This window comes from Streptomyces sp. NPDC054956 (assembly GCF_053609185.1).
In genome coordinates this window covers 1-10048 of sequence record NZ_JBSGXB010000285.1, presented here as the reverse complement: position 1 = coordinate 10048, position 10048 = coordinate 1, and the positions used below count along the sequence as shown (strand labels likewise).

Here is a 10048-nt window from a genome sequence, read left to right as displayed (position 1 = left end):
GTCGGCGAGCGACCGGGGCCGGGTCCGCATGGGGGTCGGGTCAGCAGTTCCGGATGGAGTACACCGGATTCCAGTCCACGCCGGTCTGGCCGCCTCCGGGCTGGAAGCGCTTCAGCTCGCCGCCGTTCGAGCCGTAGAGGAACGACCAGACCCCGCCGGTCTGGTTGTCGTTGTACCAGCCGTTGCCGTTCCAGTTGGACACGTAGTACCGGTTGCAGGCGTTGAGGTAGAAGACCTTCCAGTCCGATGTCGTCGGGTCCCAGACGAGGGTGCACAGGTTCCCGCTGGAGCAGGTGTACGTGCCGTTCCCCGCGATGTGGTTGCTGGGCGCCCACGGGGAGATGCCCGGGGAGGAGGCGGCCACCAGGGAGGCCGACTGGCCGGCGGCAGCGGGCGCGGGCGGGGCGACCAGTACGCGGGCCGCCGCCGTGCCCTGCTCCGAGGGCGCGGCCGCCTGGGCCGACCCGGTGGTGAAGACCGCGGCCAACAGCATCGCGGAGACGCCGGCCATACCGAGGATGGAACGCTTGACGCGCATCGAGAACCCCTTGTCAGAGCGGTGTGATGTGCCCCAAGGCTCTCGGAGGCGCCCGCCCGGCAGTACCTCGCAGGTACGAGGTACCGCGCGGGGCGGTCAGCAGTTCGTCACCCAGGCGTGGGAACGCGGCCGGTCCGCGCCGGCGAGGTCCGCCCGGGTGCCCACCTTCACGCAGCCCAGCAACTCCCGCTCGCCGGCCTGCCCGTAGTAGAGGACGTCGACCTTGGTCGCCCCCTCCGTGTGGTCGAACCCGTTGTTGTAGACCGAACGCGGTGCGCCGCTCGCCGCCCAAGGGCAGGGGCCCAGGGCGTCGGTCCAGTCGGCGTCGCCGTCGACCCAGGAGCACATCTCGCCCCGGCCGCCCTCCTGCGCGAAGAAGCAGACGGCCCCGCGCCGGCACCGGTCGTACCCGCCCGCCGCGGCACCGCCGAGGGACAGCACGCCCGAGCCCCACACGATGCCCAGGCCCGCGAGCGCGGCGGCCCCGGCCGCGATGAGCACGCGGCGGCCCCGCCGCGGCCCGGGAGCTCGTGGTGCGGACCCGTCCGGTTCGGAGCCCTGCTGTACGGGGCTTCGCGGTACGGGGCTGCGCGCCCCCGGGCCGCGCGGGACGGGGCCGCGCGGGACGGGGTCGCCCGGGGCCGGTCGCGCGTACGCCGGGCCGGCCCGGCCCTCGACGGCCTCCCGCGCCCGGCGCAGCAGTGACTCCGCGGTGTGGCGGGCCCGGTCCTCGTGCCCGCGCGCCAGGCAGTCGCGGACGATGTCCCGCCAGGGCTCCGGCAGTTCCGGAGAGAGGCGCAGTTCCTCCTCGCCCCCGGCGTAGCGCAGCGCCGCGTCCCGGCGGGCGGCGGGCGTGCCGCCGGGCAGCGGCAGCGTGCCGGTCAGGACGACGTGGGCCAGTACGCCGAAGGCCCAGATGTCGGCGCTGGGACGGATCTTCATCCCGCGTTCGCCGACCTCCGACCAGAGCAGGTCGGGCGGGGTGTAGTCGGGGGTCGCGAAGGCCGGCGCGTAGGCGTGGGTGCCTTCCATTTCCGCCGCCATGTTGAAGTCGCCCAGCCGCGCGGTGCCGTCGGGCATCAGCAGGACGTTCCCGGGCTTGAGGTCCCCGTGCACCCAGCCCGCCCGGTGCAGTTGGTCGAGCCCCTCGCAGACCTGGGCGAGGAGCTCGGGCCCCGCGGCCGGCACGCCTCCGGCGAGCAGGGCGTCCAGGGACCTCTCCGCCTCCTCCAGGACGAGCACGGTGGCCCCGTCGAGCTCGGGACGGCCGGGGTCGTCGACGGTGAGCACCTCGTACATCCGGATCAGCCGGGGGGTGCGCACCCGGCGCAGCACCTCGGTCTCGCGTGCGGCGAGTTCGCCGAGGTGGCGCAGTTGGCGCGGGGTGCGGGTGCCGGTCGGCAGGACCTTGAGCGCCGCCCGGCCGGGAAGTCCCGGTTCGGGTACGGCGCGCAGGGCCGCGTACACGCTGCCGAAGGCGCCGGCCCCCAGCAGCCGGCCGGCGATCCAGGGGCCGACCCGGTAGCCGGGCGGGAGCGTGAGGGCGGCTAAATGGCCTGCCCGCCCGGTCAACGGGCGCTCCCGGCCGGGGTGGCCGGCAGGGAGGCCAGGTCGGCCTCGCGGACGAGGTCGAAGCGCAGCGCCAGCGAGACCAGGGTCTCCTTCTTGCCGACGAGCCGCGGTCCCGGATCCACGGTGTCGGGGCCGGGCTTGAGGCGGAGCTTGACCGCGAGGTAGTCGATGTTCCACTGCACGGCGGCGCGGTTCGCGGCGGGCCACAGGGGCTTCAGCCGCTCGACGACCTGCTCGACGGTGGGCAGCGGCGCGAGCGGTTCGCCGCGCAGCCGCGACTCGCAGAGCGCGGTCAGGACGAGGAAGTAGCGGCTGCACCGGTCGAGCGGGAAGGCGAGTACGGTCGGTTCCCCGCCGGGCTCACCGGATTCGTCCCGGTCGGCGTAGTCGTGGCGCGGTGCCCATACGTCCAGGGTGAGCAGTTCGGAGCCGGCCGGCAGGACGATCCGGGCGAACTCGAACGGGACGGGTGCGCCCAGCCGTCCGGGCGCGATCTTGATGTGTTCGCCGGCGCCCTCGGGGTTCTCCACGACGTAGGTCGACGAGCGGCTGAGGTTGCTCAGCGACCAGTACGTGCCGGTGGCCGTGAGCTCCCCGGCCGAGCGGGAGATGCCCGCGTGCGGAACGTGCAGGCAGCCCTCGCCCTCGTACTCCCGGCCGAACCGGAGGGTCTGCCCCGGTGCCAGGCGGATCTGTGCGGCCGGGGACATGGTGGGCCCCGGAACCACGATGATGCTGTACACGCTGTTTCCTTCCCCCAGAGTGCCGGGGGAAGGTTAGCCAGCGGAATCCATCAGTCCTGTAACGGCGGCTCGTCGACGACCAGTTGAAGGCGACTCGCCCTCAGCACTCGCCCCGCCACTGGAAGCGCTCGATGGTCCTGCCGCCCGCGGGCAGGTTGCCGCGCCCCTCGTCCCATCCGTAGTGCAGGCAGGCGCCGCCGCCTTCCTTGAACGAGACCTGCACGTGGTCGTAACCCGGATCCGGCGTGCCGTTGTTGAAGAAGGACTTGCGCAGGCCGCAGGTGCTGTTGGGCTCGTTCCCGGCGGAGCGGCAGACGGTGCCGGTGCCGTCGGGGCCCGAGTAGAAGCAGACGTAGCCCGAGGGGCACTCCTGCCAAGCGGGGGGCGTTCCGGTGCAGTTGCGGCTGGTGACGCTCATCCAGTCCTTCGAGGGCCCGGTGTACTCGACGCCGTCGAAGTGGACGGGCACCCGGTTGCTCTCGTCGGTGAAGTCGCCCGAGGCCAGGTAGCGCTGTTCGTAGTGCAGGTGGGCCCAGCCCGAGGCGCCCGAGGTGCCGATCCGCCCGATCCTGGTGGACGGCAGGACGGGGTCGCCCTTCTTCACGTACGTCTCGGGGGCGTCCTTCAGGTGGTAGTACGCCGTGAACCATCCGTTGCCGTGGCTGATCTGGATGGTGTTGCCCGAGCCGTTGTCCCAGTAGGTGGCGGACACCGTTCCGGCGGCCGAGGCCTGGACGGGCAGGCCGTCGGAGCCGGTGTTGCCCTCCACCACGATGTCCAGCGCGGGGTTGTGGGCCCACGTGTGCATCTCCCACTTGGTGCCGCACGGGAACGGCATCTGGAACGCCGGCTCGGCCGCGGCGGTCGCCGTCCGTGTCGCCGCGTCCGGAGCGGCCCCCGCCCCGGTCACCGCGGAGGCGGGCGTGCCCGCCAGCACCATTCCCGCCACACACATCAGCACCATGACCCGCAGTCTGCGCGCGTACCGCAGCATGTCTTCCCCTCCCGGCTCGCCTGGACGGCGCCCGGCCGGACGTTGCCCAGCGCCATGGTCGGCTTCGGGAGCCCCTCGCGATACCTCGCGGATACGAGGGTGCGCGCCGGGCGGGCTCCGGTCCGGGTTACCGGACGGCTCCTGCGAGCAGGACGGCCGTCAGGCGCCGGATCGTCTCCCGGGGGGCTTCTGCGGGCTCGGGGCCGCGCGTCAGCAGCAGGTGGTGGACGGTCCCGATGAGCGCGAGGGAGATGGCGTCCGCGTCGGCGTCCTCCGCCACCCTGCCTTCCCGGCGCTCCGCCTCCAGGTAGGCGGTGACCGACTCCTGCATGGCGGCGAACCCCGGCGCGCCGCTCTCCAGCGCCCGTCGGGTGTGGAGCGAGGCGCCGGGGCGGGTCATGGCCAGCCCCACGACCGCGGGATCGAGGGAGTCGAGCAGGGCCAGCGCGACCTCGGCGAGATTGGCCTGGACGCTGCCCTGCCCCACCGTCGCGGCGAGCGCTTCGGCGTTGCGCGCGCTGTGCGCGAACCGGTCCAGGACCAGCTCGGAGACGAACTCGTCGATCCCGGCGAAGTGCGTGTGCAGCACCCCCTTGGCGCACTCGGCCTCGGCCGTGACCGCCCGGCTGGTCAGGGCGGCCGCGCCGTCGCGGGCCACGACCCGCTCCGCGGCCGCGAACAGCCGTTCGCGCAGGTCTGGAATCGCCACGCCACGCGGTGACATAGGGCCTCTTTCCGCTGTTCGATTGCGAGTATGGGCACTTGCCCATACTCTTTGGGCACTTGCCCATTCTAGCTCGGAGATGCTCGATGGAACACGTGGTCAACACCGACCAGGCCCAGGCGTGGAACGGCTACGACGGGACACAGTGGGCCCGCAACCAGGACCGCTGGGACGCCGTGAACGACGGATTCAACCGGCCCCTGCTCGACGCCGCCGCCATCGGGGCGCACGAGCGGGTCCTGGACATCGGCTGCGGAGCCGGCCGCACCACACGTCTCGCCGCCGGCCGGGCCACCGGAGGCGGGGCCACGGGACTGGACCTCTCCGGCCCCCTGCTGGAGCGCGCCCGCGCGAGCGCCCGTAGCGAAGGACTGCGCAACGCGTCCTTCGTCCAGGGCGACGCGCAGAGCCACCCCTTCGCACCGGGCGCCTTCGACGTGGCCGTCAGCCGCTTCGGAGTGATGTTCTTCGCGGATCCGGTGGCCGCCTTCGCCAACATCGCGGGTGCGCTGCGCCCGGGCGGCCGCCTGGCCTTCGTCTGCCCGGCGGAAGCCGAAGGCAACGAGTGGCTCCGGGCCTTCGCGGCGCTGCGCGACATCCTGCCCGTCGGCGAGTTCGGTGCTCCGGGATCCCCCGGCATGTTCTCGCTCGCCGACCCGGAACGCACCGTCGGCATCCTGACGGCCGCCGGGTTCGAGGGGGCCGGGGCGGTGCGCGTCGAGGCGGACGGGGACTGGGGACGGGAAGCGGGGGACGCGGCCGCGTTCCTGCTGGAATCCGGCCCCGGCCGGCATCTCCTCGACCAAGTCGGACCCGAGGAACAGCAGTCGGCCCGCCGCGCCCTCACCGAATGGCTGCGCCCCCACGAGAGCGACGGCGCCGTGCACCTGCGGGCCTCTTCATGGCTGGTCACCGCCCGGCGGCCCGCGCACTGAGGGAATCCTCCGCGTCCTACAATGCACGAATGATCTTCATTGTGGTCAAATTCCCCGTCAAGCCCGAGTACGTCGACCAGTGGGCCGAGAAGGTCGCGGAGTTCACCGCCGCGACGCGCGCCGAACCCGGCAACCTGTGGTTCGAGTGGTCCCGCAGCCTGGAGGAACCGGACACCTACGTCCTGGTCGAGGCGTTCCAGGACGACGCGGGCGAGGCCCACGTCACCTCGGACCACTTCCGCGCCGCGCTGGAGACCATGCGCCCCCTGGTGACCCGTACGCCGGAGATCGTCAGCACCACCATCGAGGGTGCGACCGGCTGGAGCCGCATGGGCGAACTGCAGGTCGACTGACCGCCGCCCGGCTCACCCCGCCCGCCGTCACTTGCTCGGCTTCGCCCTGACGTGCATCCGCTCCCCCTGCCTCCCGAAGAGGCTGAGGATTTCGACGGGTTGCCCGTCCGCACTGCTGAACCAGTGCGGTAGGCGGGTGTCGAACTCGGCCACCTCGCCCGGGCCGAGGACCAGGTCGTGGTCGGCGAGGACGAGCCGCAGCTTGCCGTTGAGCACGTACAGCCACTCGTAGCCCTCGTGCGTACGGTGGTCCGGCTCGGCCCCCCGGTCGGTGATGATCATCTTGTAGGCCTGGATCGGGCCCGGGGTCCTGGTCAGGGGGACGAACGTACCGCCGCTCGGCAGAGCGTGCGGGGTCAGGCGTACCCGGGGGTCCCCCACCTCCGGGGCGCCGACCAGGTCGTCCAGGGGCACGCGGTAGGCGCCGGCGAGCGGGAGCAGCAGTTCCAGGCTGGGGCGGCGCTGCCCGGATTCGAGCCGGGAGAGGGTGCTCCTGGAGATGCCGGTGGCCTCGGAGAGCGCGGCCAGGGTGAGGCCGCGCTTGGCGCGCAGACGGCGGAGCCGGGGGGCGACCTCGTCGAGTACCGCTCGGTAGGGCGGTGTTTCGTCCATGCGGCCATTCCATCGCCCTGTCCCGGAAATGGCAACAAGAGTTGCCGTGCCGGGTGGTGGGGGCCACGCTCCGGGCACGAGCGGGATCCGGCCGCCGGCGGCGCGACCCGCCGGCCGGGGCCGGAGCCGCGGGAGCCACCCGAGAACGGAGTCCACCTTGAGACCCATCACCGCAGGACAGGGGCGCGCGGCGGCGGCCGGCGAGGCGGGGCGGTTGCCGTCCGCGGTCCGGTGGACGCTCGCCGCCCTGTCGCTCTCCATGCTGTTGTCCTCGCTCGGCACCAGCATCGCCAACGTCGGGCTGCCGACGCTGGCGGAGGCGTTCTCCGCCTCCTTCCAGCAGGTCCAGTGGATCGTCCTCTCCTATCTCCTGGCCATCACCACCCTGATAGTGAGCGTCGGACGGCTCGGTGACCTCATGGGCCGCCGCAGGCTCCTCCTGGCCGGAATCCTCCTGTTCACGGTGGCCTCCGTCCTGTGCGGACTCGCGCCCACCCTGTGGCTGCTGATCGCCGCCCGGGCCGTACAGGGCCTCGGCGCGGCCGTCATGATGGCCCTCACCATGGCCTTCGTCGGCGAGACGGTGCCGAAGGAGAGGACCGGCCGGGCCATGGGGCTGCTCGGAACCATGTCCGCGATCGGTACCGCGCTCGGTCCCTCGCTGGGAGGCGCGCTGATCGCCGGAGCCGGCTGGCGGGCGATCTTCCTCGTCAACGCGCCCCTGGGGCTCCTGACCCTCTTCCTCGCCCACCGTCACCTGCCCGCGGACCGGCGGGAGCAGGAGCCCGGGAAGACCGGCCGGGGCCGCTTCGACCACGTGGGCACCCTGCTGCTCGCCCTCACGCTGGCGGCGTACGCACTGGCGATGACCACCGGGCGCGGGCGGTTCGGTCCGCTCAACGCGGTTCTCCTGGCGGGTGCGGCGCTCGGCGCGGGCCTCTTCGTACGCGCCGAGTCGAGGGCGGCCTCACCGCTGATCCGGCCGGCGAGGTTCCGGGATCCGGCGCTGAGTGCGAGCCTCGCCATGAACACGCTCGTCTCGACGGTGATGATGGCGACGCTGGTGGTCGGACCGTTCTACCTCTCCCGCACGCTCGGGCTGGACGAGGCGCTCGTCGGGCTCGTCCTGTCGGCCGGTCCCCTCGTGGCCGCGCTGACCGGGGTGCCGGCCGGGCGCGTCGCGGACCGTTTCGGCGCGCCGCGCATGACCGTCGCCGGGCTCGGCGCGATGGCGGTCGGTGCCTGCGCCCTGTCGACGACGTCGGGGTCTTTCGGCATCGCCGGTTACGTGGCCCCGATCGTGGTGGTCACCGCGGGGTACGCGGTGTTCCAGACGGCCAACAACACGGCCGTGATGGCGGACGTCCGCCCGGACCAGCGGGGCGTCACCTCCGGGATGCTCAACCTGTCGCGCAACCTCGGTCTCGTCACCGGCACTTCGGTCATGGGCGCCGTGTTCGCGTTCGCCTCGGCGGCGAGTGACGTCGCGACGGCGCCTTCCGAAGCGGTGGCCACGGGCATGCGGGTCACGTTCGCGGTCGCCGCGGCCCTGATCGTGACCGCGATCGCCGTCGCGGCGGGCGGGCGGAGCCTGGCCCGGCGGCGCACCGCGAGCGGCTGAGGGCCTCAGCGGGTCGCGTCGGGTGCGGACCTCACCGCCATGAGGAGTCCGCCGGCCCAGGCCATGCGGACGGTGCCGAAGTCCTGCCGCCCTTCCAGGTCGGCCAGCAGGCGTTCGACCGCGGCGGCGTGGCTCTCGGGCCAGTTGGGCTGCGGGAGGAGGTCGTCGATCAGGTAGGTCCCGCCGGGGGCCACGAGGTCCAAGGCCCGGTCCAGGTGCGTGAACTTGCCGGGCCAGGTGTCCGCGAAGACCAGGTCGAAGGGTTCCCCGTCGTACTCCTCCAGCCACTCACCGCCGTCGGCAGCCACGAAGGTCACCCGGGGATCGGACCCCAACTGCCCGCGGGCGACCTTCTGCACGGCCTCGTCCAGCTCGACCGAGACCAGCCGAGCGGCGGCGTCCATCCCGCTGAGCAGCCAGGCGGCGCCCTCGCCGACGCCGGTACCGAGTTCGAGGACACGGCCTCCGGGACGGGCGGCCGCGAGGACCGCCAGCAGACTGCCGGTCCGCTCCTCGCAGGACATGCCGAAGCCCTCTTCGAGCGCCGCGGCGCGCAGGGCGGGCAGGGCATCCGGGATCCGGCTCACTGTGTCGTCCATCCGTGGATCATGCCCTCGCCGCACTTCCCGCACAACGGCTTTGATCCCAGGGAGAGTTCGCCGGGCCGGCTACGGGCGGGCCGCTTCGCCCGCGGCCGCGGGCGCCGCCGGGGAGTGTTCCGGGGTGCCCGGCAGGACGAAGGCCTGCTTCGCCGCGCAGGTCCAGATCACCGGCCGGACCCGGCCCTCCTCGTCCAGGGCCGCCCCGCCCACCCGGTCGTCGTCGGAGACGGCGAACGCGGCGGTGTAGCGGTCCGGTGCGAGCCCGGGGAGGACGCGCATGGGGCCGCTGCCCGTCCAGTACTGCGCCCGCGCCTCCGGACTGTCCTCCGGAGACGGGGCCGAGAAGGGGAACTCCGCCAGGCCGACCGAGACGTTGGTGTTCGGGCTGACGGCCTCGAAGGTGCCGCCGATGGCGCCGGGTGCCCGGGGCGCGTACACGGGAGGTCCGCCGGGCCTGTCCCAGACCACGGCGACCTCCTTGCCGTCGCTCGCCCGCGGCCTCTGATATCCGACGATCCGACCGGAGTCGGCGATCCCGCGGGGGACGTACTTGTCCCCCGTGTCGTCGGCGGGACCGAGCGCCGTCGCGGGGAGGCTCCGGCGCGCGGGCCAGTACAGACCGGGGGCACGCAAGTACTCCGCGCCCGGGAGCAGTTCCTTCGCGTCACCGCTGCCGACGACCTGTCCGGCGTTGTTGATGCCGGAGAAGAAGGAGAGCCGGTAACCGGCGGGCGGGGCCAGTTCGCGGCGGAGCCTGCCGTCCGACCATTCCATGCCGATGGTCCGGTTCTCGACCGGGTCCCAGACATGGCCGACGATGACGCCCCGGTCGTTGACGCCGGTCGCCGCTCCCCCGCCGGGCAGCAGGGTGACGGCGCTGTCGCCGTGCCGGTAGCTGAAGGCCCTGCTTCCTTCTGGAGTCGACACCTGGCCGGCCATGAGGCCGGACCGGTTGACGTCATTGACCCGGCCCATCGAGGAACCGGCGGGCACCGGCACGGAGTACACCCTGGTCCCGATCCAGTAGACCGGCATCATCGAGGACATGCCCACGGCCAGCCGGGACGGCCCCGGCGCGATGGCGCTGACCTGGGTGCGGCGCACCCAGGGGCTCGGGTGCGGGTCGACCGGCGCGGGCGGTGTCTCCAGGACCTGGAGGGACGGCTCGCAGCGCGCGGTGGAACCCCCCGGATCCGCCTGCGCGGGGACGGCCGCGACGGATGCGGCGAGGAGGCTCCCCGCCAGTGCGAGGCCGGTGCGCGTCCTTCTCGTTCTCATGTATCCCCCCGGATGACTTCGTGCGAGAACCGAATCGGCGGGACACATCCTTGCCGTACCGGACGGGGATGAACAG

11 protein-coding genes are annotated in these 10048 nt (G+C 73.0%); 3 read left to right on the top strand and 8 right to left on the bottom strand.

The annotated features are described in order from the left end of the window. Positions 1 to 40: 40 nt before the first annotated feature. The 5 genes from ACWGDE_RS31225 to ACWGDE_RS31205 all read right to left on the bottom strand — a co-directional run bounded on the left by ACWGDE_RS31225 (position 41) and on the right by ACWGDE_RS31205 (position 4556). Positions 41 to 538, bottom strand: a complete 498-nt coding sequence (locus ACWGDE_RS31225; protein WP_453392390.1) for a hypothetical protein — start codon at positions 536 to 538, stop codon at positions 41 to 43. Between the two features lie 96 nt (positions 539 to 634). Continuing rightward, positions 635 to 2110, bottom strand: coding sequence for a serine/threonine-protein kinase (locus ACWGDE_RS31220; protein WP_453392389.1), 1476 nt, complete (start codon positions 2108 to 2110; stop codon positions 635 to 637). After that, positions 2107 to 2853, bottom strand: coding sequence for an FHA domain-containing protein (locus ACWGDE_RS31215; protein WP_453392388.1), 747 nt, complete (start codon positions 2851 to 2853; stop codon positions 2107 to 2109). The genes ACWGDE_RS31220 and ACWGDE_RS31215 overlap by 4 nt, the downstream gene beginning before the upstream one ends. A 100-nt stretch (positions 2854 to 2953) precedes the next feature. Next, positions 2954 to 3847 (bottom strand): peptidoglycan DD-metalloendopeptidase family protein, encoded by an 894-nt coding sequence (locus ACWGDE_RS31210; protein WP_453392387.1) that lies wholly within the window; start codon positions 3845 to 3847, stop codon positions 2954 to 2956. Between the two features lie 127 nt (positions 3848 to 3974). After that, positions 3975 to 4556 (bottom strand): TetR family transcriptional regulator, encoded by a 582-nt coding sequence (locus tag ACWGDE_RS31205; RefSeq protein WP_453392386.1) that lies wholly within the window; start codon positions 4554 to 4556, stop codon positions 3975 to 3977. Positions 4557 to 4657: 101 nt separating this feature from the next. Here ACWGDE_RS31205 and ACWGDE_RS31200 point away from each other — a divergent pair, with 101 nt between their 5' ends. Together ACWGDE_RS31200 and ACWGDE_RS31195 are read left to right on the top strand one after the other, a co-directional pair. Next, entirely contained in the window at positions 4658 to 5506 is an 849-nt protein-coding gene (locus ACWGDE_RS31200; RefSeq protein WP_453392385.1) for a methyltransferase domain-containing protein, read from the top strand. A 29-nt stretch (positions 5507 to 5535) separates the two neighbouring features. Then, entirely contained in the window at positions 5536 to 5859 is a 324-nt protein-coding gene (locus tag ACWGDE_RS31195; protein ID WP_453392384.1) for a putative quinol monooxygenase, read from the top strand. Between the two features lie 27 nt (positions 5860 to 5886). On the opposite strand, the gene ACWGDE_RS31190 is transcribed toward ACWGDE_RS31195, so the two are convergent. Further along, the gene (locus tag ACWGDE_RS31190) at positions 5887 to 6471 is read right to left on the bottom strand and encodes a helix-turn-helix domain-containing protein (RefSeq protein ID WP_453392383.1); all 585 of its coding nucleotides are present in this window, start codon (positions 6469 to 6471) and stop codon (positions 5887 to 5889) included. Between the two features lie 157 nt (positions 6472 to 6628). Here ACWGDE_RS31190 and ACWGDE_RS31185 point away from each other — a divergent pair, with 157 nt between their 5' ends. Continuing rightward, the gene (locus tag ACWGDE_RS31185; RefSeq protein WP_453392382.1) at positions 6629 to 8092 is read left to right on the top strand and encodes an MFS transporter; all 1464 of its coding nucleotides are present in this window, start codon (positions 6629 to 6631) and stop codon (positions 8090 to 8092) included. A 5-nt stretch (positions 8093 to 8097) separates the two neighbouring features. On the opposite strand, the gene ACWGDE_RS31180 is transcribed toward ACWGDE_RS31185, so the two are convergent. Then, positions 8098 to 8691 (bottom strand): O-methyltransferase, encoded by a 594-nt coding sequence (locus ACWGDE_RS31180; RefSeq protein ID WP_453392381.1) that lies wholly within the window; start codon positions 8689 to 8691, stop codon positions 8098 to 8100. Between the two features lie 69 nt (positions 8692 to 8760). After that, a complete protein-coding gene (locus tag ACWGDE_RS31175) occupies positions 8761 to 9972 on the bottom strand; it encodes a hypothetical protein (protein ID WP_453392380.1) in 1212 nt (403 codons plus the stop codon). Positions 9973 to 10048: the final 76 nt, after the last annotated feature.